Here is a 26,768-nt window from a genome sequence, read left to right as displayed (position 1 = left end):
GATCGTCGAGTAATCGATGGACCGGGTCTTCAGACCCGAGCAGTAGGCGTACCGGCGGCTCCTCGGAGCGGTCGGAGTACCGAGTAACAGAGCGGCCCCCCGGAGCGATCCGGGGGGCCGTTTCTGCGTCAGCCGTTCGGTTCACCCGTCGCGGACGAAGACGGCGGCGGAACCGCATGTGCTAGCCCACGTTGAGGATCGGCTTTAACGAATGGGTAACCATGATGCGGCGCGCGATAAGACTCGGATTGTTCATCGGCACCATCATCGGGATGAGCGCCTGCGCCAGCGTTCAGGATCACCGGACTGGGGAGCCGTCGTCGGGAGTCTATGGCTCGATAGGCGTCGGACGCAGCGGTTGATCTACGATTTGCCGCATGAACCGCTGGCGTAGCGACGCGATCGGCCTTATTGTCGCCGCGCGGACGCCGCTTGTCGCGCCGCGCCGCGGGTTTTTCCCCTTTCGATGTTGACCATCGCTATTGTCGTCGTGCTGCTGCTTGTGGTGCTGAACGGCCTCTTCGCCATGACCGAGCTTGCGGTCGTTTCATCACGTAAATCCAAGTTACAAAGCCGTGCCGAGCGCGGTGATCGCGGGGCGCGAGCCGCCCTGAAGCTGTCCGAGGAGCCGACGCAGTTCCTCTCGGCGGTCCAGGTCGGCATCACCCTGATCGGAATTCTGGCGGGCGCCTACGGCCAGGCGACCATCGCTGGTGAACTGGACCGGATCCTGGAGGTAAGCTTCCCGGCTCTGGCTCCCTATTCGCAGTTCGCCTCAACAGCCCTGGTGGTGGTGCTGATCACCTATGTCTCGCTGATTGTCGGCGAACTGGTGCCCAAGCGCTTGGCCCTGATCTTCCCCGAGACCATCGCCTCCAAGATGGCGGCGCCGATCTCGACGATGGCGCTGTTGATGAAGCCCTTCGTGCTTCTGCTGACGGCCTCGACGTCGGGCATCCTGAAGCTGCTGGGCGTCAAGGACCGAGACGGTTCGGACGTGACCCAGGAGGAGGTCGAGAGCATTCTGGCCGAGGGCGCCTCGGCGGGTCTGATCGAGCCTGAAGAACAGGTGATGATCGAGGAGATCCTGCGTCTGGGCGATCGCGCTGTGCGCGTGGCCATGACGCCGCGCCACGAGGTCTTCTGGATCGCCCTCGACGATCCCGAGGACGTTCTGCGTGAGGAAATCCGCACCTGCCCCTATTCGCGGATCGTGGTCGCGCGCGAGAGCGACGTCGATAACCCTCTGGGCGTGGTGCACAAGAAGGACCTGCTGGATGGTCTGCTGACCGACGGTTCGTTCGATATCGAGAAGCTGGTGGCCGAGCCCGCCTTCATTCCGCAGTCGACCTCGGTCTTGAAGGCGCTGGAGATCCTGAAGGGGTCGAAGGTGCACATGGCCTTCGTCGTGGACGAATACGGCGCCTTCGAAGGCGTTGTGACGGCGACCGACCTGCTGGAGATGATCGCCGGCGACTTCAACGAGAGCCACGACGAGGTCGATCTGTCGATCCGCAAGCGCGAAGACGGGTCGTGGGCGGTCGACGGCCAGGCCGATCTGGACGAACTGGGCGATGTGCTGGGCGAGGACTTCGGCGAGCATGAGAGTTTCCACACCGTCGCCGGTCTGGTGCTGCATCAGCTGTCGCGTCTGCCCCAGGAGGGCGAGGTGCTTCAGTTGGGGCGCTTCGAGGTCGAGGTGATCGACATGGACGATCGCCGGATCGACAAGCTGCTGTTCCGCGCGATCATTCCGGGACAGGAAAGCGGACCGACCGACAACGACTGATCCGCCCATCAGGTGATCTGATCGAGCGCGCATTCGCCCGGCGGATGCGCGCTTTTTCATGATCATCGCTTCGGCTTGTCGCTCATGTTGCTCCACACGGACGCGAAGCCCAAGCCGGCCATGAAGACCAGGAAGGCTGAAACGATAGCGGCGATGACGGGGATGACGTCTGCAGGCATGGGTATCTCCTTTGATCCCAGCAAAGCCGCTCGCAGGGCGCTTCGCCTTGACCGAGATCAAAGGAGTGAGGGAGGTCAGGCCGTCGTGCGGTCCTTCGACAGGGACATCTGCACCGAGCCGGACGAGGAAAGGCCGGTGACCGCCAGGCGCCGATCGCACAGGGCCAGGGGCGCGGGTCGGTGGCTGATCAGGATCAGGCCCTGGCCAGTGCGTTCCAGACGTCGCGTGAGGCGCTCCAGAACGCGTGCTTCGGTTACGACGTCCAGACCTTCGGTGGGCTCGTCCAGCACCAACCAGGGCGCCGGGCGCAGGTAGGCGCGGGCCAGACCCAGACGGCGGCGTTCGCCCCCCGACAGCCGAGCGCCGTTTTCTCCAAGGGGGGCGTTCAGGCCGGCGGGCGTGCTTCTGACACGGTCAGCCAGGTCGGCGTCCTCCAGCGCAGCCCACAGCGTGTCGTCATCGGCTGCCGGCAGGGCCAGCTTCAGGTTTTCGCGGATGGAGCCGGCGAGCAGGACAGCCTGCTGAGGGGCGTAGGCGAACAGGGCGCGGGCGGCGTGGGGCGCGACCACCATGCAATCGACGCCGCCCAGCGTGGCTTCGCCGCGCAGCGGAGCGCGCAACTGCATCAGTCGTTCGATCAGGGTGGTCTTGCCCGCGCCGGACGGACCGGCGATCCCAAGGCGCTGAGGCGGGGTCAACGTCAGTGCGACCGAGGGCAGGCCGACGACGGGGGCGACCGACTGGTCCGAAGTCGGGGTCGGTTCATCCAGCAATTCGCCCAGCCGCTCGATCGCCGCCTCGACCGCGCCGTTGTGACGCAAGGCGGTCAGCAGGGCGCCCGCGCTTTCGACCGTGGTCACGGCCGCCAGAACGGCGAGCGCGATCAGGGGCGGGGAAGCGGCTCCGGCAGTGGCCATGACGCCGACGATGGCCGCTACCATGGCGATCGACTGGGTCAGCATGATCCAGCCACTGGCCGACGCCAGACGCTCCGTCGCGCGTTCCAGGACAGAGCCCTGTTCAGCCAGTCGATCTACGGCCCAGGGCTTGATGCCGTAGGCTTGTAGTTCGGGCGCGGCGGCGGCCAGGGCGGCGAACCGGGCCTTGAACTCGCCCGATGCAGCCTGCACCTCACGCCCGGCAGGCTCGGCTAGCAGACGACCGACCAGGGCGGCGGCCAGCAAGCCCAGGGCGCTGGCGACGGCGATGGCGAGGGCTGTCTTCCAGCCAGCCAGCAAGGCCAGTCCGAGCCCGGCGATCAGGCCTGCTATCGCGCCCCAGGGGGCGGACAGGCGCACGAAGCGGTTCTGAATGGCGTCCACGTCCTGAACCAGCCGCGATGAGGCCTCGCCGCCGGCCAGCGCCAAGGCGCGCCGAACGGGGCCGCGCGCCACGCCCTCGAACACCTGGGGACGCAAGGTTGCCAAGGCCTTGAGCGCGGCGTCATGGCCGGTGATCCGCTCGGCGTAGCGCGAGCCGGTGCGGACGATGGCGAAGAAGCGGATCAGGGCGCTGGGCACCATGAAGTTGAAGCTGTGCGCCACGGCGGCGCCCGCCAGCCCGGCCAACGCCGAGGCGGTGATGAACCAGCCCGAAATCCCCAGCAGCAGGACCGCCGCGGCGGCCACCAGGGCGGCGGTGACCGCGGCCGCCAGCAGGCGCACGCCTTGCCGGCGTTCCTGCGCCCGGATCAGGGTCTTGAGGCGAGCGACGCCAGCGGTGTTGACGGCGCTCACAGGCGCACCACGACGTCGGCTATCTCTGCGACAGCATCTGAATGGGTAGCGATCAAGGTGGTGCGGCCTTCGGCAGCCGCGCGGATGACGTGCAGCAGGGCGGCTTCGGAAGCGGCGTCCAGATTGGCGGTGGGCTCGTCCAGCAGCAGGATGGGGGCGGGCTTGAGGAAGGCGCGGGCCAGGCCCAGCCGTCGCCGTTCGCCGCCCGACAGACCGCCGCCGCGTTCGTCGATCACCCGGTTCAGATCGCCGGTGAAGCCGGCGCGGGCGGCGGCTTCCATGACGCGCCCTGACGGCGCCCCCCGCCAGGCCAGGGCTATGTTCTCGGCCAGAGTTCCGGGGACCACGACGGGCGATTGACCGGCCCAGGCGATCCAGGCGGTCAGGTCGGGATGATCGGAGAGAAGGACGCCGCCGACCTCGACCTCGCCCTCGGTCAGGGGGGCCAGGCCGAGAAAGAGATGCAGCAGGCTGCTCTTGCCCGAACCGCTGGCCCCGAGCAGAGCCACCGTGGCGCCGGGGGCGATGTTCAGATTGAAGCCCGACAAGACGGGCGCGCCCGCCTCGTAGGCGACGCCGACTTGACGGAAGGCGATGGCGGGGGCGTTGGCCGGCAAGGGCGGACGGGCAGGCGCGGCTCCGACATCCTCGGTCAGCTGACGCAAGCTGGGCGCAGCGGCCTCTGCGGCCTGCCGGTCGTGATAGGCGGCGGCCAGACGGCGCATCGGAGCATAAACCTCAGGCGCCAAGGCCAGCAGGAAGAAGGCGCGGGTCAGGCTCAATTGTTCGGGCGCGGGGAAGGGCAGCAGTTTCAGCAGGTTGAACCCGCAGTAGACGGCGACCAGGGCCACGGCCAGAGCCGAGAAGAACTCCAGAATCGCCGAGGACAGAAAGGCGATCTTCAGCACCTTGCTGGTGCGCTGCGCCAGATTTTCAGAGGCGCTGGCGATGACCGCAGTCTGCTGCGTTTCGGCCTGGAAGGCGAGAATGGCGGGCAGGGCGCGGATGCGATCGAGGAAGAGGCCGGACAGCCTTTCCAGCGCTTGAAACTGACGGCGGCTCTCGACGCCCGCCGCCATGCCGGTCAGGACCATGCCGATCACGAAGGGGGCCAGGGTGAAGAGCAGGATGCCGGCGGTGAAGGGGCTGACCACGGCGGTAGCGGCGATCAACAGCAGGGGCGTGACGGCGGCGGCCGTGCGTGCGGGCAGAAAGCGCGAGACATGGCCGTCCAGCGCCTCGACGCCTTCGTGCGTGGCGGTCATTGTTTCGGCGTCGGACAGGCGACTGGAAAAGGCGCCGTTCAGGGCCTGACGCCGCAGGTCGCCCTTGACGGTGCGCGCGGCGCGGGCTGTCACCCGGTTCGCGGCCTGGGTCAGTAGACCGCGCGCCAGCAGCGAGACCACGGCCAGCGCCGCGCCCGGCAGAGCATGGCTGAACCCTTGCGGCAAGGCGCCGACGGCCAAGCCGAGGCCGGCGGCGAACCCCACAGCCGGCACGGCGTCGGCGATCACCAGACCGCTGGCCAAGGCCATGATCCGCTTGCGGGGCGACAGCGCTGTCTTCAGCCATTGGGCCGGGGTGGCGTCTGCTGCAATCGGCTGGGCCGTCATCGTTTCTCCTGCTCCGTCCGCGCGAACAGACATGGACCAGCGCGAAGGCGCATTGGGCGAATCGTCCTTGTGACGAAACAACCTTGGGCGAAACGCCGTCTAGAGCGAGTCGTCCCGCTCGGGCTTTGATCAGGATCAAGGCATGCCGAAACGGCAAGCTTTAGGTTATAGTAGAACGCCGGTCGATGAGGGCTGGCGGTCAGGAGCTTGAGCCCATGATCGACCTGGCGGTCGTAGACCTGTCACGCCTTCAGTTCGCACTGACGGCGCTATACCACTTTCTGTTCGTGCCCCTCACTCTGGGCCTCTCCTTCATGCTGGTCATCATGGAGAGCATCTATGTGATGACGCGCCGGCCAATCTGGCGGACCATCACCCGGTTCTGGGGCGTGTTGTTCGGCATCAACTTCGTGCTGGGCGTGGCCACCGGCCTGACCATGGAATTCCAGTTCGGCATGAACTGGTCCTACTACTCGCACTACGTGGGCGACATCTTCGGGGCGCCGCTGGCCATCGAGGGCCTGATGGCCTTCTTCATGGAGGCGACCTTCGTCGGCCTGATGTTCTTCGGCTGGGACAAACTGAAGCCGCACGCCCACCTGTTCGTGACCTTCATGGTCGCCCTGGGCACCAACCTGTCGGCCCTCTGGATTCTGGCCGCCAACGGCTGGATGCAGAACCCGGTCGGCGCCGCCTTCAATCCCGACACCATGCGGATGGAAGTCACCGACTTCATGGCGGTGATCTTCAACCCGGTGGCCCAGGCCAAGTTCGTTCACACCGTATCGGCCGGCTACGTCTGCGCCGCCGTGGTCGTGCTGGGCATCTCTGCCTTCTACCTGCTGAAGGGAAAGCACGTCGGCTTCGCCAAGCGGTCCATGACGGTGGCTGCCGCCTTCGGACTGCTGTCGTCCCTATCAGTCGTGGTCCTGGGCGATGAGTCGGGTTACGCCCTGACCGACAACCAGAAGATGAAGCTGGCCGCACTGGAGGCCATGTGGCGCACCGAGCCGGCGCCCGCCGGTCTGACCGCCTTCGGCCTGCCCAGCCTGGAAGACCGCCATACCCATTTCGAGGTCAAGATTCCCTACGTCCTGGGCCTGATCTCGACGCGCAGCATCGACAAGCCGGTCATCGGCATCCTGGAACTGGTCGCCGTCGCCGAGGACCGTATCGAACGCGGCGTCATCGCCTATGACGCCCTGGAGAAAGTCAAGGCGGACCACACCGACATGGCCGCTCGCTCCCAGTTCGAGAGCGTGCGCAATGACCTGGGCTACGGCCTGCTGTTGAAGCGCTATGTCGCCGATCCGCGTCTGGCTACGCCGGATCAGATCAAGCTGGCGGCGTGGGACACGGTGCCCAACGTGCCGCTGATGTTCTGGGTCTTCCGTATCATGGCCGGCATCGGCTTTCTGATGATCGGTCTGTTCGCCACGGCCTTCATCCTGTGCACGCTGCGCAAGCATGAGACGAGGTGGTTCCTGCGTCTGGCTGTCCTGGCCATTCCCTTGCCGTGGATCGCCATCGAGTCCGGCTGGCTTCTGGCCGAGGTGGGGCGTCAGCCCTGGGCCGTTGAGGGGGTTCTGCCGACCTTCCTCGGCGCGTCCAGCCTCAGCGTGCCGCAACTGTGGACCACGATCATCTGCTTCACCCTGCTCTATGGGGCCCTGGCTGTGGTGGAGGTCGGTCTGATCCTCCGCGCGGTCAAGAAGGGACCCTTCGCCGAACAGGAAGCCCGCGAAGCCGACGCCAGCACGGAAGGCGAACCGGCGGTCGCCTGACCCCGGTCGTTGAAGGAAAAGAGAGATGGAACTTCCCCTCGACTACACCACGCTCCGCCTGATCTGGTGGGGACTGCTGGGCGTGCTGCTGATCGGCTTCGCCCTGACGGACGGTTTCGACATGGGCGTCGGCGCCCTGCTGCCCTTCGTCGCCAAAACGGATGAAGAGCGCCGTATGGTGATCAACACCATCGGCGCGACCTGGGAGGGCAACCAAGTCTGGTTTATCGTCGGCGGCGCAGCCATTTTCGCCGCCTGGCCCCAGGTCTATGCCGTCAGTTTCTCGGGCTTTTACCTGGCCATGTTCCTGGTCCTGTCCGCGCTGATCCTGCGGCCGGTCTCGTTCAAGTACCGCTCCAAGCGGCCCGAGGCGCGCTGGCGCTCCATGTGGGACTGGGGCCTGTTCATCGGCAGCTTCGTCCCGGCCCTGGTGTTCGGCGTCGCCGTCGGCAACGTCCTGATGGGCGCCCCCTTCCGTCTGGATAGTGATCTGCGCAGCTTCTACGAAGGCAGCCTGCTGGGCCTGTTCACGCCCTTCACCCTGATCTGCGGCCTGCTGTCGGTCGCCATGCTGGTGCTTCACGGCGCGGCCTGGCTGGCGGTTAAGGGCGAGGAGGGCGTAGTGCTGAAGCGCGCCCGCGCCATAGGCACCGCCGCCGGTCTGGCCAGTCTGGTGCTGTTCGCGGTTGGTGGCGCCATGGTGGCGTTTGGCGACATGGGCTTTCGTATCACCGGCGCGGTCGACACCGGAGGCGTGTCCAACCCGCTGCGCACGGCGGTCGAGGCGGCGCCAGGCGCCTGGATGGACAACTATGGCCTCTATCCGTGGATGATCATCGCCCCGGTTCTGGGCTTTGCGGGCGCAGCGATCGGCCTGTTTGGCATGTGGCGCAAGTCGGCGGCCCTGGCCTTCGGCGGCTCCTCGGCCTCGGCGGTGGGGATCATCTCGACGGTCGGCCTGTCGATGTTCCCCTTCATCCTGCCCAGCTCGATCAGCGCCCAGTCCAGCCTGACCGTGTGGAACGCCTCGTCCAGCCACACGACCCTGTTCATCATGCTGATCGTGGTCGCTGTCTTCCTGCCCTTCGTCCTTCTCTACACCGCCTGGGTCTACAAGGTGCTGTGGGGGCGCTCGACGATGGATGCGCTGAAGACCAACCCCGACCTCTACTGATCCCGCGAAAGGAGATCTTTCCATGTGGTATTTCGCCTGGATCCTCGGCCTCGGCCTCGCCATCGCCTTCGGCGTGCTGAACGGCCTGTGGCACGAGTTCCGTCTGTTCGACGAGGGGGATGAAGGACGTTCCGAGCCCTGACTTGTCTGGTCAATGAAATCAGCCTCTCCAGCTTCGGCTGGGGAGGCTTTTTTGTATTTGTTTCCTGACGCTTGCGCTGGATCAAGGCGGTGAAAGACAGGGCGTAGGACGCTGATCTCGACATCGAAGCCGGACTCCTCTCGATCCGGCGATTGTCGGGAATGCTACCGATGAAAACCGCCGCAGCCCTTCTGGCCGCCGCCAGCGTGCTGACCTTGGCCAGCGCAGCCTCGGCCCAAAATTCCTGGGGAATGGACGCCGCCCCCGAGCCGGTCGGCAAGGGCACGTTGATCGTCACCGCCCGCATGACGGGCGTCCTGCCGCAGGCCGATGACGCCATCGTCACCGCCGCCGGGGCCGACAGCGGCCTGAAGGTCGATGTGGGCGACGACTGGATGCCGACCCTGGGCTTCACCTATTTCGTCGCCGACCACTGGGCGGTCGAGGCCATTCTGGGCGCGACCCAGCATGAGGTCCGCGCCAGGGGCGGGACGACGGATGTGGCCGTGCACGAGACCTGGGTCCTGCCGCCCATCGTGACGCTGCAATACCGGCCTGCGCCCAACGCCACGATCAGCCCCTATGTCGGGGCCGGCGCCAGCTACATGGCCTTCTTCAAGGGCAAGGATAAGAACGGCTTCGACGTCGATCTGGACAATGGCTTCGGTGTCGCGTTGCAGGCTGGCGCGGACTGGAATCTGTCGGGGCCGTGGACCGTCAACCTCGACGCCAAGAAGGTGTGGTTCGACACGGACGCCAGGATCAACGGCGGCGCGCTGAAGAGCAACGTCAGCCTTGATCCGTGGGTCGTGTCGGTGGGCGTCGGCCGGAAGTTCTAGAGCTTTCGAGTCGATGCGGGGCGAGGGTGCGGGTCGTCAGCCCGCACCCCATCCCCCTCGAAATGGGGCCCGCTTTCAGGCGGCGCCGTCGATCATTCTCTTCGGCTCAGGCGGCGCCTTCGCCCAGTGCTTTCAGCGCCTGGGGGGCGGGCAGGGCCACATCGTTGTTGGGCAGCAACTGGATCAGGCCCGACGTCTTGAACTGGGTGAAGACCCGGCTGACGGTCTCTATCGTCAGGCCCAGATAGTCGGCGATGTCGAGGCGGGTCATAGGCAGGTGGACACGACCTTCCTCGCCGCCCAGTTGCACCTGCCGCGCCGACAGACGGGTCAGGAAGCTGGCGATGCGTTCGCGCGCCGTCTTGCGGCCCAGCAGCACGATCTGTTCTTGCGCCGCCATAAGCTCGTCGCCCGCCATGGCCACCAAACGGTGCTCCAGCGCCGGCAGGGCGTTCAGCAGCTGATCGAAGTCGCCGCGCCGGAAGCGGCAGGCGCTCAGCGGCGTCAGGGCCTCGGCGGTGAAGCTGGAGGGACCGCGACCGCCAAGCCCCAGGAAATCGCCCTGAAACAGGAAGCCGGTGATCTGGCGCCGGCCGTCGGGCAGCAGGCGATAGAGTTTCACCGCGCCGTCCACGACATTGAAGACGAAGGGGTTGGGATCGCCTTCATGGAACAGGGCCTGGCCCGGTTGCGCCGTCACCGTCTCGCTGGCGCAAGCCATGTTCTGCAGCTCATGACCCTTCAGGTCGGCGCAGACGCCCAGAGGTCGCGCTCCGCAGGTGGCGCAGGGGTGGACGTCTTCCAGGCGGACGTCCGTGGTTACGGCCAGGGCGGGGTTGTGGACGGTCATGGTCGACTCCAGCGTTCCGCCACAGCCTAGCTGACCGGAGATCGCCTTCTAAGTGGACAGGCTGTCCCAGGCGGCGTCTTCGGCATAGCGTAGCCTGGCCCCCAACCGATGCGCCAGAGCGGTCAGTTCCACCGCCAGACTTTGTCGCACCAAGGGACGCACGCCCATCTCGCGCACCACGAACGGGCCGACCCACAGGGTTTCACCATACTCGAGGTCCGGCAGACGCCACCAGCTGACGAAGCCCAGAACGCCGCCGCGCTGGCTACGGGCGCTCAGGATGCCTCGGCTGTCGGGAGCGGCGCGCCAATCGCGCAGGAAATTCCGCCACTGGTCCGCACCCAGATCGGGGCGCCACATCTGCGCGAGCGCGAACTCGGCCGGCGCGTCAGCCTCGGTCAGGGGAACGACATCCAGGCTTGGGGCGTCCGGCATGAAGCGGGGCGTGGTCATGCGGCCATTTCACGCGTCCCAAACCCAATCGCCTTGATCTGTGTCAAGGTGAACCTGGGCAGGTCGCCGCAGGTTCTCATCCGAGGAGTTCAGCCATGAGCACAACAGCATCCAGCGTGATCCCCATCCATGGTGCGGCGGTGGCTGCAATCCTGAAGCTGCTGGACGGGCAGCGGCTGATGACCCTGGCCAGCAACCGTTCGGACGGGCGGCCGCAGGCCAGCACCCTCGGCTATCTGAATGACGGGCTGAACCTCTATTTTGTCACCGCCCGCGACAGCGAGAAGCTGCGCAATATCATCGCGGACCCGCGCGTGGGCGTGGCTGTGCGCGGCGTGGCGGGGGAGGGCGAAGCGGTAGGGGTATCCATCGATGGTCGGGCGGAAGAGGTGACCGATGGCGACGAGGTCCAGCGCCTTAACGACTTGATCCTTGCCCGTTCGCCCGAAATCAGTCCCTGGGCGCCTGGCGGTGACGCCGTGGCGGTGGTCAAGGTGATTCCCGAACAGGTCGAGGCGGTGGCCGTGGTCGACGGCCGAAGTCGCGCCCAGACGTTCTCGATCGGCGATCCTGACCGTGTCGTACATGGCGTCAGCTATGAGCCAAGCGCCGTGGCGCGGCTGTTCTGAACATTCCTGCGCATCTGTCGGTGGTTATCGCGAAACGCCCCTTGAAATGCCCTCGGCCGTCAGGCATATGCCCCCCTCTGGCGAGGTTAGCGCCGTCGAGCTTGCTCACGGCGCATTGATCTTTGTCCGGGACACTAGGAGTGTAGCTCAGCTGGTAGAGCATCGGTCTCCAAAACCGAGGGTCGTGGGTTCGAGTCCCTCCGCTCCTGCCATTCCCCCTGTCGCGGTCGCTTGGGAGTTCCCATGTGAGGCGACAGGTTCCAGAGGTTGAAGAGACGTCATATGGCCAAGGCGAAGACCCCCGGCGGTCGCCGCACCGTGGGAAACCAGACCGCAGCCGCCGCATCCGGCGCCGCCACGGTCGCTGTTGACGCGCCCGCACCCAAGAAAAAGACCTCGATCCCTCAGTTCGCGAGCCAGGTTCGCGCTGAAGCCCGCAAGATCGTCTGGCCCAGCCGCAAGGAAACCTGGATCACGTCCGTGATGGTCTTCATCATGGTTCTGATCGCTTCGGCCTTCTTCTGGATCGTGGATACGGGGCTGGGCTTCGCGTCCCGCTTCATTCTCGGCCTCGGCCAATAAAGGAGACGCGCACATGACCGATGCAGCGCCCGAAACCAAGCCGGCGGCCAATCCCCGCCACAAGTGGTATATCGTCAACGCCTACTCGAACTTCGAAAAGAAGGTCGCTGAGCAACTGCGGCTGCAGGCCAAGCAGCAGGGCCTTGAGGACAACTTCTCCGAAATCCTGGTTCCGACCGAGGACGTCGTCGAGATCCGTCGCGGCCGCAAGGTGAACTCGGAACGCAAATTCTTCCCCGGCTACGTGCTGGTGAAGATGGAGATGACCGACAACGCCTATCACCTGGTCAAGAACACGCCGAAGGTCACGGGCTTCCTGGGCGCCGCTGGCGGCACCAAACCGCTGCCGGTCTCGGAGCGCGAGGTCCAGAACATCATCGGCCAGGTGGAAGAGGGCGTCGAGCGTCCGAAGCCCACCATCCGCTTCGACATCGGGGAAACCCTCAAGGTCATCGACGGTCCCTTCGCCAGCTTCGAAGGTCAGGTCGAGAGCGTCGACGAAGACAACGCCCGCCTGCGCGTGGCCGTGTCGATCTTCGGCCGTCCGACGCCGGTGGATCTGGAATACAATCAGGTCGAGAAGACCGGCGGCTAAGCCGGACCTCTTGGCTCAATCCATTCGAGGGTCGCGTTTGCGGCCCTCGTTTGCGTTTGCGGGGTCTCCCTGCTAAACGCGCGCCTTCGCTTGGCGGCCTCGGGTCGCGAAGCGGCAAATCCGTGGAAGGCAGCCATGCCGCACCACGGCTCACCGGCTCCGAGGCTTAGCGCCTGGGGCCATTCATAGGAGAGACCAATGGCCAAGAAGATTCTCGGCTATATCAAGCTGCAAGTGCCGGCCGGTTCGGCCACGCCTTCGCCCCCGATCGGCCCGGCTCTGGGTCAACGCGGCGTCAACATCATGGGCTTCTGCAAGGAGTTCAACGCGCGCACCGAGAAGGAAGCCAAGGGCACGCCCCTGCCGACCGTCATTACGGTCTATCAGGACAAGTCGTTCACCTTCGTCACCAAGACCCCGCCGGCCACCTTCTACCTGAAGCAGGCCGCCGGCATTAAGTCGGGCGCCAAGCTCGTCGGTCGCGAAATCGCCGGCAAGATCACGCAGACGCAACTGCGCGAAATCGCCGAGAAGAAGATGAAAGACCTGAACGCCAACGACCTCGACGCCGCTTCGCGGATCATCGAAGGCTCGGCCCGCGCGATCGGCATCGAAGTGGTGGAGGGCTAATCCATGGCTAAGCAAACCAAGGCTCACAAGGCTCGCACCGGCGTCACGCAGGACCTCCTGCCGTTCGCCGACGCCATCAAGCTGGTCAAGGACAACGCCAAGGCCAAGTTCGACGAGTCGATGGAAATCGCCGTCAACCTGGGCGTTGACCCGCGTCACGCCGACCAGCAGGTCCGCGGCGTCGTCAATCTGCCGTCGGGCACCGGCCGTGACGTTCGCGTCGCCGTCTTCGCCAAGGACGCCAAGGCTGATGAAGCCCGCGCCGCCGGCGCTGAGTACGTCGGCGCCGAAGATCTGTATGAGCAGATCAACGGTGGTCTGATGGACTTCGACCGCGTCATCGCCTCGCCCGACATGATGGCCCTGGTCGGCCGTCTGGGTAAGGTGCTGGGTCCGCGCGGCCTGATGCCGAACCCCAAGGTCGGCACCGTGACCCCGAACGTCGCCCAAGCCGTCAAGGACGCCAAGGGCGGCGCCGTTGAGTTCCGCGTCGAGAAGGCCGGTATCGCTCACGGCGGCATCGGCAAGGTCTCCTTCACGCAGGAAGCCCTGGAAGCCAACGTCAAGGCCTACGTGGACGCGCTGAACCGCGCCAAGCCGGCCGGCGCCAAGGGCACCTATGTGAAGCGCATTACCCTGTCTTCGACGATGGGCCCGGGCTTCAAGATCGATCCGGCTTCGCTGGTCTGATCTCAGCCTGATGCTGAAATGACGAAGGCCCCGGAGAGCGATCTCCGGGGCCTTTTTCTATGTGGGCCTACCGCGCCGAGCGCTACTTGAGGCCCTTTGGAGGCTCAGTAGCCGACGGTGAAGCGTTGGCGGCTGTGCCTTGGCACCTCGATCTCATCGGCCATGGCGATGGCGTAGTCGGGAAAGGAGATGGCGCTGCGGCCGTCGGCGGTTGACAGCAGGCTGTCGCCGCCGAGGCGGAACTGGCCGGTGCGCTCGTCGCCGTCGAACACGGCCGAGGGCGACAGGAAAGTCCAGTCGAGGTCGGCTTCCTGACGCAGGCGATCCAGGAAGCGCCCGCCTGCGGCGGCTTCGGCCCTGTAGATGTCGGGGAAGTCCGGGGTGTCGATCACTTTCAGGCCCGGCGCGGCGTCCAGGCTGCCCGCGCCGCCCACGACCAGATAGCGCGGGACATCCGCCGCCTTGACCGCCGCGATCAGCGTGTCGGGATCAGTGTCCGTAAACATGATGGCGCTGACCACGGCGTCAGCGCCCTTGAGCAGCGCCGGGAGGGCGACAGCATCGGTCGCGTCGCCTTTGACCGCGCTGATGCCGTCGCCAGCAGGAATGCGGGCGGGGTTGCGGGCGACCCCGGTCACCTGATGCCCACGACGAGCCAATTCCCTGGTAATCTCCGATCCCGCGCGACCGCTGGCGCCGAGCACTGTGACTTTCATTGGAAGGTCTCCATTAAGTTACCAATGGAAACCAGGTGTGCTATAGGAAGCGACCATGCAAGAAGGCACTGAAATCTCATCTGGTCACCCGGCGGAAACCGCCACCGCCCTGTGGCGCGGTGATGTCTATGCCGCCAACTGCCCGACGCGGCTGTTGCTGGACCGGATCGCCGACAAATGGACGGTGCTGCTTTTGACCACCCTGGCGGTCGAGCCGATGCGGTTCAACGCGCTGAAACGCCGGATCGAGGGCGTGTCGCAGAAGATGCTCAGCCAGACCCTTCGCCAGATGGAGCGGGATGGCTTGGCGACGCGCTCCGTTGAGGCGTCGGTCCCCGTGTCCGTCACCTACGCCATCACGCCGCTAGGCCAGGCCCTGGTTCAAGCCTTGCAACCCGTGATCGACTGGGCCGAGACCCGAATGCCCGAGGTGGCCCTTGCGCAGACGGCTTATGACGAACGGATCGGTTAGGCGGTCTGGAAGTCGCGCTGCGCCTTCATCATTTCCGTGATGAGCATCTTTTCCTTATCGTCAAGATAGGGGTTCCAGACGTCGAAGATCAGGATGACGCGCATCTCATCGGCATCATTCCACGCTTCATGCTCGATCGTGTCGTCAAAGACCCAGGCCTTTCCCATCTCCCAGAAGCGGGTGGTGTTGCCGACACGGAAACGGGCCGGCCCGGGCAGGATGATCGGAAGGTGAGCCAGTAGGCGGACGTTCGAGGAGCCGGTGTGCGCCGGGATATGGGTGTGTGGTTGCAGCGCCGAAAACATGGCCGTCGGCGCAAAGCCGTCCTGGTCGGCCATCGGAAGGCTTTGCAGTACGGCGGCCGTATGTGGGCACCGGGCGCAAACGGCGTCCTGGCGGCGCCCGTCTTTCCACAGGAACAGCGAGCTCCATTTGCGAGAGTGGTTCAACTCGCCCCACTGATTGACCGGCGCGCCCTTGGGGTAGGCGATGTAGGGCGCGAACTCGTCCATGGCCGTGTCGAGGAGGATTGCGAGTTCTTCCTGAATAACAGGCGTGGCCTCTTCCAGCGTCGTCAACCATGGAAACAGGCTGCGATCGTAGAAGGGAATGACCGGAAGGCGGGGGTAGTTCAGCAGCAGCGGCTGCTGCTTTGGCGGCTGGATCAGGCCGGCATAGATTTCCAGGCCTTCGTCAAACCGTTCAAGCGCCGCCTCGCCCACATCGGCGCGCAAGCCTGCGAGGCGCTGACGCATGAAGTCGCCCAGGGCGCGCGCGTGTTGCTCCACCATGCGCGCGGCGTAGTCCATCTGCGCTACGACGCCGGGCGGGCAGGCGGAGCGCGGCGGCGCAATCTTCAGCGCGTTACGATAGACGTCGATCGCCGCCTTGGGCTGATTGATTTTTTCCAGCATGGCGCCTTTCGCCAGCAGGGCGGCGAAGTCATACGGCTTCATGTCCAGCGCTTCGTCGAGAACGGCGAGCGAGGCGTGGAAGTTACCCAGAAGGCGAAGGGCGACAGCGCGGTTTAGCGTGGCGTTGTGCGTCCGCCCGAAGGCGTCGGCCTGATCCAGCAGGGAGAGCGCCTGATGAGGGTCACGCCGGGCCAGCGCCTGACCCGCCTGAATGAGAAGCTGGTCCTGAGCAGCACCTTGGTCTCGCATGCGCATTCCCCAATGCGAACACAAACATGAACTCAGCGTAATGTTGCGCCGCAAGCGGGGCGTCAATGAGGATTGTGGGAAACCAAAATTTCCGTATGCGGACGACTTGACGGGGCGGGGGTAATTCCGGTCTTGGGGCGCAGTCGCGAAGCGCGGCCCTTTCGGAGACGATCGATGCTGAGCTGGTTCCAGGCGCTGCTGCCCAAGGAAGACAACTTCTTCCGCCTGTTCGACGCCCACGCCGCCACCCTGGTAAAGGGCGCGGAGGCGCTGCGCGCCATGCTGGACGGAGGCGAGGCCACGCCCGACTGGTGCCAGAAGATCGTCGATCATGAGCATGAGGCTGACGATGTGGCGCGCGAGGTCCTGTTCGCCGTACGTCGCAGCTTCATCACGCCTTTTGACCGCTCGGATATTCGCGGCCTGACCAACTCGCTGGACGACACCATCGACCAGATGCAGAAGACGGCCAAGGTCGTCACCTTGTACGAGATGCGTTCGTTCGCCCCCAAGATGCGCGAACTGGCCGACATCGCGGTTCAGTGCGGCGCCTTGACGGTGGAAGCGGTGTCCCTGCTGCCCGCTATGCGGAAGAACCACGAGCGGCTGAATGAACTGACCGAGCAGATCGCCGTGCTCGAGAGCCGCAGCGACACCCTTTACGACGAGGGCATGAAGGCGCTTTACGAACTGCATCGCCACGACATGACGGGCGGCAACACCCTGGGCTTCATCATCGGCGGCGAGATCTACGATCACCTCGAGAAGGTCGTCGATCGCTTCGAGGACGTGGCGAACCGCATCAATGGCGTCTTGGTCGAGCACCTGTAGGGCCCGATGGATCACGCACTCCTGATCCTGATCTTCCTGATCGGCGTCGCTCTGCTGTTCGACTTTCTGAACGGCCTGCACGACGCGGCCAATTCCATCGCCACCATTGTGGCAACGCGTGTTTTACCGCCGATCTATGCGGTCGGCTGGGCGGCCTTTTTCAACTTTATCGCCTTCCTCTTCTTCGGGCTGCACGTGGCCGACACCATCGGGCGGGGGATCATTTCGCCCGACGTGATCTCCGATCAGGTGATCTTCGGCGCCCTGATGGGGGCCATCAGCTGGAACGTCATCACCTGGCTGGCGGGTATTCCTTCGTCCAGCTCGCACGCCCTGGTCGGCGGTCTGCTGGGCGCCGGCATCGCCAAGGCGGGGACCAGCGCCGTGGTTATCGCCGGGGTGCTGAAAACCGTGGGCGCCATCTTCATGTCGCCGGCCATCGGCTTCCTGTTGGCGCTGTTGCTGGTCTTGATCGTGTCTTGGCTGTTCGCCAAGGCCAATCCGAACTTCGCCGATCGCGTGTTCCGAGGGCTGCAGTTCGTTTCCGCTTCAGCCTATTCTCTGGGACACGGCGGCAATGACGCCCAGAAGACCATGGGGATCATCGCCATCCTGCTGTACTCGCGCGGCATGCTGGGCGGCGAGTTCCATGTGCCGTTCTGGGTGGTCATCACCTGTCAGGCCGCCATTGCGCTGGGCACGCTGTTCGGCGGCTGGAAGATCGTCCACACCATGGGCTCACGTATCACGCGCCTGAGCCCGCAGCAGGGCTTCTGTGCCGAGACGGGCGGGGCAATCACCCTGTTCGCCGCCACCAGCATGGGCATTCCGGTTTCGACCACCCACACGATCACCGGCGCCATCGTCGGCGTGGGCGCGGCCAAGCGGGTCTCGGCCGTGCGCTGGAGCGTGGCGCGCAGCATCGTCACCGCCTGGTTCATCACCATGCCCGCCGCCGCCGCCATCGGTGCGATCTTCTACTTCGTTGGCGGCCTGTTCCTGACCTGATGACCGCTCCCGCTCGAACAGAGACATCCGAGAATCGCCAGGTCGCGGCTCTGCCGTGGCGGAGGGGTGAGGCGGGCCTCGAGGTGATGATGATCACCTCACGCGAAACGCGGCGCTGGGTCATTCCCAAGGGCGGCCGCATGATCGGCAAGACCGATCCCCAAGCGGCTGCCCAGGAGGCCTATGAGGAGGCGGGCGTTCAAGGCGAGACCCTGGACGCGCCGATCGGCCATTTCCGCTATGGCAAGCGGTTGAAAACGGGGGGCGTTCAGGCCTGCGTCGTGGCGGTCTATCCGCTGGAAGTCCTGATTCAGCTGGGCGCCTGGCCCGAGGACCTGCAACGCGAGCGTCGCTGGATGCCGCAGGCTGAGGCCGCCGGCGCGGTGCACGAGGCGGACCTGGCCGAGTTGATCCGGGGTTTTAAGCCCGCGACCTGAGCTCGGGCCACGGATCGACCTTGTGAGTGACGGTGAATTCTGAACCTATGCCTCTTCTTGGGGAGGGGCCATGCATAGACTTAGTCTGATCGTTATCCTTGCGGCGCTGCTGCTGGCCGGATCGGCCCATGCTCAGGATGACGCGCGTCCCGCCCTGGCTAACCGCTTGGTGGTTCTTTCGGCAAACGGGATGGACAAGGTTCTGCAGCAGGCGATTGATCAGGCGTTCGGCGATTTCGACGACAGCATGCCTGATGAGCAGGTACGCTGGCTGAGGCGGAATGCTGCGCCTATCGTTCAAGCCCATATGCGGCCCCTGTTGGCCGCGACGGCAGCCGCCTATGCGGAGCTGTTTACGGAGGCCGAACTGACCGCGATGATCGCCTTCTACGAGACGCCGCTGGGCCAGAACGTAGCGCGTAAGCAACTCGAGGTGAGCGTCGAACTCGAACCCGCGATGCTGAAATTCCAGGAGGACTTCATGACCGAAATCATGACGAAATTCTGCGGGCAGTTTGACTGCGAAGACGAGGTGGCCAAGGAGCCGTCGGCCACAAAGCCGAACCGCCATTGATTTCCTCGCCCAGCCCTGTATAGAGCGCGGCTTCTCGCTAAGGCTTCGGCCGAGGCGGATCCTGTCCGAGAACTTCGGGACGTGGGGGTCGCTCACGTCATAATCGTCCAGAGAGCCCTCTGGCGCCGTGGGGAGATGGGGATGCAAAGACCTTCGTCCAGCCGTTCCCGGCCGGACAGGCCTGCTTCCTTCGGACAATAAGACCGGCCTGAACGCTGTGCAGCGATGCGCGGCGCTATGGCCAAATCCGTCGTCGGGAATAAGCCCGGCGGCGAATACCGAAATGGAGACCGCAATGGACCGCGCACAAAAAGCCGAGTCGATCGAATCGCTGAAGAGCGTTTTCGCCGACGCGGGCGCCGTGGTCGTGACCCACAACCTGGGTCTGACCGTTGCGGAGATGGAAGATCTGCGTGGTCGCCTTCGTAAAGAAGGCGGCGCGTTCAAGGTGGTGAAGAACCGTCTGGCGCTCAAGGCGCTGGGCGTCGAGGAAGGCAGCGAATACCACGACCTGTTCAAGGGTCCCGTGGGCATCGCTTATGCAGCCGACCCCGTCACCGCCGCCAAGGTCTCGGCTGAATTCGCCAAGGGCAACGACAAGTTCAAGCTCATCGGTGGTTTCATGGGCGACAAGGTGCTGGACGCCGCGGGCGTCGACGCCCTGTCCAAGCTGCCGTCGCTGGACCAACTGCGTGGCAAGCTCATCGGCCTGCTGCAAGCCCCGGCGACCAAGGTTGCTGGCGTTCTGCAAGCACCCGCCGGCCAGCTGGCTCGCGTCTTCAACGCATACGCGACCAAAGACGCCGCCTAAGCCCCGTCATCTCTGCATATCTCTCTGAACCTCATCCTACCGAAGGAAGACTAAAATGGCTGACCTCGCCAAGATCGTTGAAGAACTGTCGGCTCTGACCGTCCTGGAAGCCGCTGAACTGTCGAAGCTGCTGGAAGACAAGTGGGGCGTTTCGGCTGCCGCACCGGTCGCCGTCGCTGCTGTCGGCGGCGCTGCCGCTCCGGCCGAAGCTGCTGAAGAGCAAACCGAGTTCACCGTTGTCCTGATCGACGGCGGCGACAAGAAGATCAACGTGATCAAGGAAGTCCGCGGCGTCCGTTCGGACCTGGGTCTGAAGGAAGCTAAGGACCTGGTCGAAGGCGCTCCGCAGAACGTCGTCGAGAACGTCTCGAAGCAGATCGCTGAAGAGATCAAGAAGAAGCTGGAAGAAGCCGGCGCCAAGATCCAGATCAAGTAAGATCGGATTTTGCGCTTCGGCCTTCGGGCCGTGGCTCAGACTTCATGGAACGGGCTGGAGGGAGACCTCCGGCCCGTTTTCTTTTGGGCGCGACTGGCGAGGCGGACGAGGCGAGGCCATGTGAGCAGCCTCACACAAGGATGCGCCCAATGAAGATCCTGATGGTCCTGACCTCGCATGACCAACTCGGCGACACTGGCCAGAAGACCGGCTTCTGGCTGGAAGAGTTCGCCGCCCCCTATTACGCCCTGAAGGATGCGGGGGCCGAGATCGTCATCGCCTCGCCCAAGGGCGGGCAGCCGCCGCTGGACCCCAAGAGCGACGCCGAGGACGCCCAGAGCGAGGACACCCGCCGCTTCAAGGCCGACGCCGAGGCGCAGGCCGCTCTGGCGACCACCCAGAAGCTGGCCGATGTGAAGGCCGGGGATTTCGACGCTGTCTTCTATCCCGGCGGCCACGGACCGCTGTGGGATCTGGCCAATGACCCCGCTTCCATCCGACTGATCGAAGCCTTCGCCGCTGCGGGCAAGCCGACTGGCTTCGTCTGTCACGCGCCGGGTGTCCTGAAGGATGTGAAGGGCGCGGACGGGCAGCCTCTGGTGAATGGCAGGGCCGTGACCGGTTTCACCAACAGCGAGGAAGAGGCTGTGGGCCTGACCAGGGTCGTGCCCTTCCTGGTGGAGGACATGCTCAGCGCAAAGGGCGGGCGCTACAGCAAGGGCGCGGACTGGGGCTCTTACGTCCTTACCGATGGAACGCTGGTCACCGGCCAGAACCCGGCCTCGTCACGGGAGGCGGCGGAGGCGCTGCTGAAGCTGCTGAAAGCCTGACCGATATGAATGAGGCCCGGGATCGCTCCCGGGCCTTTTCGGTGTCTGGCGTCTCCCGTCTAGCGACGGCGGGGGCTGAGGATGTCGCCGATCCGGTCCGGCGTGCCGGGGATCCGCTCCAGGCGCGGGTAGCGCAGGCCCTCGTGGTAGTCGAAGGCGACGGTGCGGTAGCGGTCGCCGTTCTTGAGCAGCAGGCTGAGCGGGGCATCTGTTCCCTTGGCCGCAGTGACAGCGTCGCGCAGGACCTCGGCCGAGGCGGCGCGGTCGTTGACGGCGACCAGTTCCCAGCCGGGGCCGATGTCGGCCTCGAAGGCGCGGCCGCCCCAGCGGACGCCCGTGAGCTTGTTCGACGAAGACAGGGTGAAGCCCAGGGAATACTGGAAGTCGGTGGCCCAGCCAGACTGGATGCGCTTCTCGTCGGCGGTCAGGCTGTCAGTATAGGTCAGGCGGTAGCCGCCGCGCGCCAGACCATCCAGCGGCGCCTTGGCGTCCGGGCCGTTGGCGTCCAGGCGGGTCCGCAGGAAACTGGCCCAGTCGTGGGGATGGACGGCGTTCAAGGCCGCGACCACGTCGTCGAAGGTATAGCCGCGTGGGGCCCAGGAGCCGTCGTCGCCGCCGAAGAAGCCCTTGGCGAAGTCGTCCAGCGACTTCCTGCCGCCCGTGGCCTCGCGGATCAGGGTGTCGGCGTCCAGCCAGATCAGCAGGGCCTCGCGGTAATAGTCGCCCGTGCCGCGCATCCACGACGAATAGGGATTGCTGGTCCGGTAGCCGAGCAGGTTGTGATTGTTGGTATCCTGCAGCGGACGCCATTCGCGACCGGGCTGGTTGTCATAGAAGGCGGCGTTTTCGGCGATGCTGACCAGGATGTCGTCTTTCGACGCCAGACCGGAGCGGGCGGTCAGGACGTCGCCCCAGTATTCCGTCTGGCCTTCATAGACCCACAGCAGGGTGTTCTGGGTCGGGATGTTGTGGTTGGCCGTCAACTCGTCAGCAGGGCGCTGGCGCTTGCCGTTCCAGGCGTGGACGAACTCGTGCGGGAGAAGGCCCACCGCGCCCAAGTTCTTGCCCCAGTTCGTGAAGAAGTCGGTCGGGACCGAGTTCTCGGACGAGCGGTGATGCTCCAGCCCGATGCCGCCCATCTTCGAGGTGGCGGCGACCAGGAAGTCGTAGCGGTCATAGGGGCGAGCGCCGAACAGGCGGTCGCTCTGTGTGACCAGGTTCTCGAACCAGGCGATCTGCTCTGCGGTCGGGGCGAGATTCTTGGCCTCGTCGGCCACGATGTTCAGGTGGACGGCCTCGCCGCGCGGGTCGATCTCGATCCGCTGGAAGTGGGCGCCGCCGAACAGGGGGCTGTCGATCAGGGTGTAGAGGTCGGTCGGGCGGAAGGTCGCCACGCCGTTCTCATAGCGGTCGGTATCCAGAGCCACGCCGTATTTCCAGCCCTCGGGCAGGCGGATCGACGGGGCGAAGGTGATGCCGGTCGAGCGGTAGCCGGCGGGATAGAGGAGCGCCTTTTCCCACTGCAGGTTGACCATCTCGGGGGTCATGACGACGCGCCAGGTCGAGCTGTCGGGCTGGGTCAGCCACTGGAACTCGACCACGATCTCGCTGACGCCCTGGGGCACGTCGATGTGGAAGGCGTTGGGGTCGATGGTGTCCCGCAGCCAGTCGATGCGGCTTCCGCCGCCGGTGACCGTCACGCCCGAGATCAGCTGGATTGGGCCGGTAGCGGCGTGGTTGCCGGGCAGGAACTTGGGATAGAGTAGGACCAGCGGCCCGGCCGCGACCGGGATGGTCTGGCGCACGCGGACGATCTTGCGCTCCACGTCGGTGGCGTCGACCTCATACCGGATGACGCCGGGGTAGGTCTCGGCGGTTGGAGCCGGGATCGGCGGCAGGGCGCGGGGCAGGGCCAGGGGCGTGTTCTGGGGCGTGGGCGAGGCCGGCGCCTGGGGGCCGGTCCAGGCCTGGGGCTGGGCGAGCGCGGTCGAGGCGACCGAGGTCAGCAACAGGGCGAGGGCGGCGGCGGGCAGGCGTCGGGTCATCGAGAATCCAGAACTCAGAAGGCGGTCGGGCTTTAGGCTTGGCAGAGGGCGTCAGCGACGGCGAGGCGACAGGATGTCGCCCAGCCGGTCGGGGGTCCCCTCGATCCGCTCCAGGTGGGGGTAGCGCAGGCCGTCGTGGTAGTCGAAGCGGACGGTTCGGAAGGCGTCGCCGTTCTTGAGGATCATCTCGATCGGCTCAGACGATCCCTTGGCGGCGGTCACGGCGTCCTTGAGGGCGTCGGCCGAAGCGGCGCGTCCGCCGACGGCGACGACCTCCCAGCCCGCTGTCAGGCCCTGCTCGAAGGCCGGGCCGCCCCAGACGACCGAGGTGATCTTGTTCGTCTTGTTCATCATGAAGCCGAGCGAATAGGTGAAGTCGTTGCGGCCCAGTTCCTTATACAGGGCTCCCATGTATCCCGACATTTCTTCCTTGAAAACAAGTCGGTATCCGCCGCGCTCGATGCCGTCCAGCGGGCCGCGGGAGGCAGGGCCGACCGCGTCCAGACGCTCGCGCAGGAAGGCGGGCCAGTTGTTGGCCTGCACGCCGTTCAAGGTCGAGGTCACGGTGTCGAAGGTGTAGGGGGCGGGGTTCCAGTCGCCGTCCTGGACGCCGAAGAAGGCCTTGGCGAAGTCGTCCAGCGACTTCCGGCCGCCGGTCTGCTCGCGGATCAGGGTGTCGGCGTCGAGCCAGATCAGCGAGCCTTCGCGATAATAGTCTTCGCTGCGCTGGTAGGAGCCCCACGGCTGGGGCCGGCGCTGGGCGATGATGGGGTCGTTGGTGGTGTCCTGCATGGCCCGCCATTGGCGGCCGGGGATGTTCTGGAAGCTGGCGGCGGTCATGGCCAGGACGTCCAGGGCCTGTTGCTTGGACATGAGGCCGGCGCGAGCGGTCAGGACCAGGCCCCAGTACTGCGTCTGGCCCTCATAGACCCAGAGCAGGGAGTTCTGCAGCGGCTCGTTGAGGTTGGGCGTCATCTGGTCGGCGGGGCGGCGCCACTTGCCGTTCCAGCTGTGGGTGTATTCGTGGCCCAGCAGGTCGCGGTCGGCCAGGGTGGCCTCGCGGTCGGTGAAGTATTTGGGGTCGACGCTGTTCTCGGACGAGCGCTGATGCTCCAGGCCGATGCCGCCCAGCTTGTCCGTCACGGCGACCAGGAAGTCGTAGTGGTTGAAGTGGCGCGCGCCGAACAGGCGGTCGGCCTGCTGGACCAGGTTGCGGTGTAGCTGGATGTGTTCGTCGGAGGCTTCCAGCATCTTGGCCGTGTCGGCCACGACGTTGAGGCGGACGGGCGAGCGGCCGCCCGGATCCAGGTCGATCTGGCGATAGTGCTGGCCCGCGAAGACCGGGCTGTCGGCCAGGTGGTCGAGAGAGATGGGGGCGAATGTCGCCAGGCCGTTTTCAAAGCTGACGGTGTCGAGGCCGGCGCCGTAGTTCCAGCCGGTCGGCAGCTTCAGCGTCGGCTTGAAGGTGATCTGACGCGAGTAGTAGCCGGCCGGATAGAGGAGGGCTTTTTCCCACTGGATGTTCAGCATCTCGGGGGTGACGACGACGCGGCCCTGATTGCCCTCGATCGGGGTCAGCCACTGGAAGGCGACCTCGATCTGGCTGACGCCGGCGGGGACCTCGATCTGATAGGCCCAGGGCTGGACCGTGTTGCGCACCCACTCCAGCCGTTGGCCGTTGGCGGTGAAGGTCAGACCGCCGACGTTGGCGACGGGACCGGCGGGGCTGTGGTTGCCCGGCAGCCATTGCGGGTAGAGCAGGACCATCGGTCCGGCCTGGGTCACGGGAATGGTCTGACGCACCTGGACCAGACGGCGGTCGATGTCGGTCGCGTCCACGTCGAGGCTGATGACGCCGGGATAAGCGACGTCCCTGGGCTCGGGGACGGGAGCCAGGGCCACGGGCAGGGCGGGCGTGCCGACCTGGGCCAGGGCGGGCGCCCCGATGGAAACCAGCAGGGCGGCGGCGCTGACGGCCAGGGCGAAACGCTTCATGGACAGAAATCCTCGGCGGCCGCCCCAACGCGGCCCGAACTGGGCCGCAGAGCACAATTTGTCGCACCGCGCGTCAAGCGAGGGTGGGCGGGATTGCACGGTGCAGCGAAAAAAACGGTGCAATTGGTGCAATCGGCGGGGCGGGTCAGGGCTGCTCCGTCGCCTGGCGGGCCAAGGCGATCTGATGCTGGAGGTCCGCCAGCCGGGCCCGTTCCTTCCGCTTTTCCTGTTCGACGCGCAGGAGATCGTTGCGCACATGGGTCAGCCGGGTTTCGGGGGCGTGGCGGCTGGTGGCGGCGAGGTCGCGGTGGATGCGCGTCCAGCCGCGCGCCTCGATCATGCGTCCGGCGCGGATGGCGTGTTCGGCGTTGAGCCAGGCGAGGTCGGCCAGTTCGCCGGGCGTGGCGTAGGCTTCCATCAGGACCTCGCCCGGACCGTGGAGGTCGAAATCGACGGGCGGCGGCACGGGCGGCGCGACGCGAAGCGGGCGAGCGCCGAAGCCGTCATGGACTTCGCAGTCCGCGGGTGGCGGCCGCATGCCCTCCACCGGGACAGGACGATCCAGTTCGTCGGCGAAGTTGCGCCAGTCGCCGGGGTCAGGCTCGCGCTCATAGACGAAGGGGGCGTCCACGGGCGTTTCGATCTGATCGACCCGTCGCCAGCCCTCGACGCGGGCGCGGTGACGGAAGGTCGACAGGCTGAGGCCGTGCCGTTCGCAGACCTCGGGCGCGCTGCCGCCCGCCAGATAGTCGGCGCGGGCCAGGGCCCACAGATCGGCGGAGCGACGGGTGCGCGCCGGAGGCGGGTTTTCAGAATAGCTGCTCATGCCCGCAAGCCTAGGGCGCGCGGCGGGTAGGGCGAGCGGAAGAGGCGCGGCGCGGCGCCAATCCCGTGCGCGACAAGGGATTGGACCGGCGCATTAGGATGGCGGGGCGGGGATGGCGCCCATGGCAGGCGCTTCTCCCCAAAGAAATGGGGCTCAGCCCGCCGGGTTCACGTCCAGCAGTTCGACGGTGAAGCGCAGGGTCGAATTGGCGGGAATCTCGGTTCCCATCCAGCGGGCGCCGTAGGCCAGATCGGCGGGGATGACGAACTCGTAGGTCTCGCCGACGCGCATCAGGGCGACGCCCTCGGTCCAGCCCTTGATGACGCGGTTCAGCGGGAAGCTGGCCGGTTCGTTACGGCTGTAGGAGCTGTCGAACTCGCGGCCGTCGATGAAGGTGCCGCGATAGTGGACCTTGACCGTGTCGGTCGCCGTGGGCTGCACGCCGTTCGGCCGCGCCTTGCCGACGCGACGATATTGCAGGCCGGAGGGCGTGGTGGTCCAGCCTCTGCGCTGGCCGTTCCACATCAGATAGGCGGTCTGGCCGACCTCCCAGTTCTCCTGGGTGGCGGGGCCCTGCGGCACGACCTGGGCGACGGTGGCGGGCGCGGAGGCGCAGGCGGACAGGGTCAGGGCGGCGGCGGCCGCAGCGAGGGCGGGCAGGGCGATACGGTTCATAACCGTCAGGCTTATCATGCCGGACGAAACTGTCACCTGCCGTCTTGGAAGGCCTTTATTTCGCCGGAGATCGGCGTATATATGCGCGCTCCGCAGATTCCATGAATCCCGCGCGAAAGCGCCGAGGCCCGGTTTGTCGCCCTCCGACCGGTGCGAAGGCGTCGCTCCTTTCCCAAGGAGCGGGCATATAAGGCGTCCTGATCCCGCAGTGGGTCGAGGGTGGACGCCGCGAGAACATACGGTCACGGATCGCCGAAGGGCGG

At 65.8% G+C, this 26,768-nt stretch carries 28 protein-coding genes and 1 tRNA gene; 19 read left to right on the top strand and 10 right to left on the bottom strand.

The window, feature by feature from the left end; genetic code table 11:
- Window positions 1-466: 466 nt before the first annotated feature.
- The gene (locus B4A39_RS15070) at window positions 467-1,789 is read left to right on the top strand and encodes a hemolysin family protein (RefSeq protein ID WP_292037391.1); all 1,323 of its coding nucleotides are present in this window, start codon (window positions 467-469) and stop codon (window positions 1,787-1,789) included.
- A gap of 254 nt (window positions 1,790-2,043) precedes the next feature.
- On the opposite strand, the gene B4A39_RS15065 is transcribed toward B4A39_RS15070, so the two are convergent.
- Complete coding sequence (locus B4A39_RS15065) at window positions 2,044-3,705, bottom strand: amino acid ABC transporter ATP-binding/permease protein (RefSeq protein ID WP_292037389.1); 1,662 nt, start codon at window positions 3,703-3,705, stop codon at window positions 2,044-2,046.
- Window positions 3,702-5,318 carry a thiol reductant ABC exporter subunit CydD gene (gene cydD / locus B4A39_RS15060; protein ID WP_292037388.1) on the bottom strand — a complete coding sequence of 539 codons (1,617 nt, stop codon included), beginning with the start codon at window positions 5,316-5,318 and terminating at the stop codon, window positions 3,702-3,704. Before cydD ends, B4A39_RS15065 begins: the two co-directional genes overlap by 4 nt.
- A 218-nt stretch (window positions 5,319-5,536) precedes the next feature.
- Here cydD and B4A39_RS15055 point away from each other — a divergent pair, with 218 nt between their 5' ends.
- From B4A39_RS15055 to B4A39_RS15040, 4 genes are all read left to right on the top strand, one after another.
- On the top strand, window positions 5,537-7,102 hold the full coding sequence (locus B4A39_RS15055; protein ID WP_292037393.1) for a cytochrome ubiquinol oxidase subunit I: 1,566 nt from the start codon (window positions 5,537-5,539) through the stop codon (window positions 7,100-7,102).
- A gap of 25 nt (window positions 7,103-7,127) precedes the next feature.
- Window positions 7,128-8,276 (top strand): cytochrome d ubiquinol oxidase subunit II, encoded by a 1,149-nt coding sequence (gene cydB / locus B4A39_RS15050; protein WP_292037387.1) that lies wholly within the window; start codon window positions 7,128-7,130, stop codon window positions 8,274-8,276.
- A 22-nt stretch (window positions 8,277-8,298) separates the two neighbouring features.
- The gene (gene cydX / locus B4A39_RS15045) at window positions 8,299-8,418 is read left to right on the top strand and encodes a cytochrome bd-I oxidase subunit CydX (protein ID WP_292037386.1); all 120 of its coding nucleotides are present in this window, start codon (window positions 8,299-8,301) and stop codon (window positions 8,416-8,418) included.
- Between the two features lie 170 nt (window positions 8,419-8,588).
- Window positions 8,589-9,257, top strand: a complete 669-nt coding sequence (locus B4A39_RS15040) for an OmpW/AlkL family protein (RefSeq protein WP_292037385.1) — start codon at window positions 8,589-8,591, stop codon at window positions 9,255-9,257.
- Between the two features lie 106 nt (window positions 9,258-9,363).
- On the opposite strand, the gene B4A39_RS15035 is transcribed toward B4A39_RS15040, so the two are convergent.
- The gene (locus B4A39_RS15035; RefSeq protein ID WP_292037384.1) at window positions 9,364-10,107 is read right to left on the bottom strand and encodes a Crp/Fnr family transcriptional regulator; all 744 of its coding nucleotides are present in this window, start codon (window positions 10,105-10,107) and stop codon (window positions 9,364-9,366) included.
- Window positions 10,108-10,155: 48 nt separating this feature from the next.
- Window positions 10,156-10,560, bottom strand: coding sequence for a hypothetical protein (locus B4A39_RS15030; protein ID WP_292037382.1), 405 nt, complete (start codon window positions 10,558-10,560; stop codon window positions 10,156-10,158).
- 95 nt (window positions 10,561-10,655) lie between these two features.
- Between B4A39_RS15030 and B4A39_RS15025 the strand changes: the two genes are divergently transcribed.
- From B4A39_RS15025 to rplA, 6 genes are all read left to right on the top strand, one after another.
- Window positions 10,656-11,189 carry a pyridoxamine 5'-phosphate oxidase family protein gene (locus B4A39_RS15025; protein WP_292037381.1) on the top strand — a complete coding sequence of 178 codons (534 nt, stop codon included), beginning with the start codon at window positions 10,656-10,658 and terminating at the stop codon, window positions 11,187-11,189.
- Window positions 11,190-11,325: 136 nt separating this feature from the next.
- A tRNA-Trp gene (locus B4A39_RS15020) sits at window positions 11,326-11,401 on the top strand.
- Window positions 11,402-11,471: 70 nt separating this feature from the next.
- On the top strand, window positions 11,472-11,771 hold the full coding sequence (secE, locus tag B4A39_RS15015) for a preprotein translocase subunit SecE (protein WP_292037380.1): 300 nt from the start codon (window positions 11,472-11,474) through the stop codon (window positions 11,769-11,771).
- 13 nt (window positions 11,772-11,784) lie between these two features.
- Complete coding sequence (gene nusG, locus B4A39_RS15010) at window positions 11,785-12,366, top strand: transcription termination/antitermination protein NusG (protein WP_292037379.1); 582 nt, start codon at window positions 11,785-11,787, stop codon at window positions 12,364-12,366.
- A gap of 198 nt (window positions 12,367-12,564) precedes the next feature.
- Complete coding sequence (gene rplK / locus B4A39_RS15005) at window positions 12,565-12,996, top strand: 50S ribosomal protein L11 (RefSeq protein WP_292037378.1); 432 nt, start codon at window positions 12,565-12,567, stop codon at window positions 12,994-12,996.
- A gap of 3 nt (window positions 12,997-12,999) precedes the next feature.
- Window positions 13,000-13,686: a 50S ribosomal protein L1 gene (gene rplA, locus B4A39_RS15000; RefSeq protein ID WP_292037376.1), complete on the top strand. Its 687-nt coding sequence runs from the start codon at window positions 13,000-13,002 to the stop codon at window positions 13,684-13,686.
- A gap of 104 nt (window positions 13,687-13,790) precedes the next feature.
- Here the strand turns inward: rplA and B4A39_RS14995 are convergent, their stop codons facing one another.
- Window positions 13,791-14,402, bottom strand: coding sequence for an NAD(P)-dependent oxidoreductase (locus B4A39_RS14995; RefSeq protein WP_292037375.1), 612 nt, complete (start codon window positions 14,400-14,402; stop codon window positions 13,791-13,793).
- Between the two features lie 55 nt (window positions 14,403-14,457).
- Here B4A39_RS14995 and B4A39_RS14990 point away from each other — a divergent pair, with 55 nt between their 5' ends.
- On the top strand, window positions 14,458-14,874 hold the full coding sequence (locus tag B4A39_RS14990; RefSeq protein WP_292037374.1) for a winged helix-turn-helix transcriptional regulator: 417 nt from the start codon (window positions 14,458-14,460) through the stop codon (window positions 14,872-14,874).
- Here the strand turns inward: B4A39_RS14990 and B4A39_RS14985 are convergent.
- Window positions 14,871-16,277: an aspartyl/asparaginyl beta-hydroxylase domain-containing protein gene (locus B4A39_RS14985; protein ID WP_292037373.1), complete on the bottom strand. Its 1,407-nt coding sequence runs from the start codon at window positions 16,275-16,277 to the stop codon at window positions 14,871-14,873. The two genes, B4A39_RS14990 and B4A39_RS14985, sit on opposite strands and share 4 nt — an antisense overlap.
- Here B4A39_RS14985 and B4A39_RS14980 point away from each other — a divergent pair.
- The 7 genes from B4A39_RS14980 to B4A39_RS14950 all read left to right on the top strand — a co-directional run bounded on the left by B4A39_RS14980 (window position 16,212) and on the right by B4A39_RS14950 (window position 20,964).
- Complete coding sequence (locus B4A39_RS14980) at window positions 16,212-16,868, top strand: DUF47 domain-containing protein (protein ID WP_292037372.1); 657 nt, start codon at window positions 16,212-16,214, stop codon at window positions 16,866-16,868. The two genes, B4A39_RS14985 and B4A39_RS14980, sit on opposite strands and share 66 nt — an antisense overlap.
- A gap of 6 nt (window positions 16,869-16,874) precedes the next feature.
- Window positions 16,875-17,876 (top strand): inorganic phosphate transporter, encoded by a 1,002-nt coding sequence (locus tag B4A39_RS14975; RefSeq protein ID WP_292037371.1) that lies wholly within the window; start codon window positions 16,875-16,877, stop codon window positions 17,874-17,876.
- On the top strand, window positions 17,876-18,313 hold the full coding sequence (locus B4A39_RS14970) for an NUDIX hydrolase (RefSeq protein WP_292037370.1): 438 nt from the start codon (window positions 17,876-17,878) through the stop codon (window positions 18,311-18,313). Before B4A39_RS14975 ends, B4A39_RS14970 begins: the two co-directional genes overlap by 1 nt.
- Before the next feature lie 190 nt (window positions 18,314-18,503).
- Window positions 18,504-18,887: a DUF2059 domain-containing protein gene (locus B4A39_RS14965; RefSeq protein ID WP_292037369.1), complete on the top strand. Its 384-nt coding sequence runs from the start codon at window positions 18,504-18,506 to the stop codon at window positions 18,885-18,887.
- A gap of 295 nt (window positions 18,888-19,182) precedes the next feature.
- The gene (rplJ, locus tag B4A39_RS14960; RefSeq protein WP_292037368.1) at window positions 19,183-19,698 is read left to right on the top strand and encodes a 50S ribosomal protein L10; all 516 of its coding nucleotides are present in this window, start codon (window positions 19,183-19,185) and stop codon (window positions 19,696-19,698) included.
- A gap of 55 nt (window positions 19,699-19,753) precedes the next feature.
- Window positions 19,754-20,134, top strand: a complete 381-nt coding sequence (gene rplL, locus B4A39_RS14955) for a 50S ribosomal protein L7/L12 (protein ID WP_292037367.1) — start codon at window positions 19,754-19,756, stop codon at window positions 20,132-20,134.
- 149 nt (window positions 20,135-20,283) lie between these two features.
- Window positions 20,284-20,964, top strand: coding sequence for a type 1 glutamine amidotransferase domain-containing protein (locus B4A39_RS14950; protein ID WP_292037366.1), 681 nt, complete (start codon window positions 20,284-20,286; stop codon window positions 20,962-20,964).
- 59 nt (window positions 20,965-21,023) lie between these two features.
- Here B4A39_RS14950 and B4A39_RS14945 read toward each other — a convergent pair whose 3' ends face one another.
- The 4 genes from B4A39_RS14945 to B4A39_RS14930 all read right to left on the bottom strand — a co-directional run bounded on the left by B4A39_RS14945 (window position 21,024) and on the right by B4A39_RS14930 (window position 26,505).
- Entirely contained in the window at window positions 21,024-23,009 is a 1,986-nt protein-coding gene (locus B4A39_RS14945; RefSeq protein WP_292037365.1) for a M61 family metallopeptidase, read from the bottom strand.
- Window positions 23,010-23,060: 51 nt separating this feature from the next.
- Window positions 23,061-25,004 (bottom strand): M61 family metallopeptidase, encoded by a 1,944-nt coding sequence (locus B4A39_RS14940; RefSeq protein WP_292037364.1) that lies wholly within the window; start codon window positions 25,002-25,004, stop codon window positions 23,061-23,063.
- Between the two features lie 145 nt (window positions 25,005-25,149).
- Window positions 25,150-25,830 carry a hypothetical protein gene (locus tag B4A39_RS14935; RefSeq protein ID WP_292037363.1) on the bottom strand — a complete coding sequence of 227 codons (681 nt, stop codon included), beginning with the start codon at window positions 25,828-25,830 and terminating at the stop codon, window positions 25,150-25,152.
- Between the two features lie 153 nt (window positions 25,831-25,983).
- Window positions 25,984-26,505 (bottom strand): FKBP-type peptidyl-prolyl cis-trans isomerase, encoded by a 522-nt coding sequence (locus B4A39_RS14930; RefSeq protein ID WP_292037361.1) that lies wholly within the window; start codon window positions 26,503-26,505, stop codon window positions 25,984-25,986.
- Window positions 26,506-26,768: the final 263 nt, after the last annotated feature.

Origin of the sequence: Brevundimonas sp. UBA4553, from assembly GCF_002387245.1 — a bacterium.
Classification (GTDB): Bacteria; Pseudomonadota; Alphaproteobacteria; order Caulobacterales; family Caulobacteraceae; genus Brevundimonas.
The sequence above is the reverse complement of the archived record's forward strand: the minus strand, read 5'-3'. Positions and strand labels throughout refer to the sequence as shown.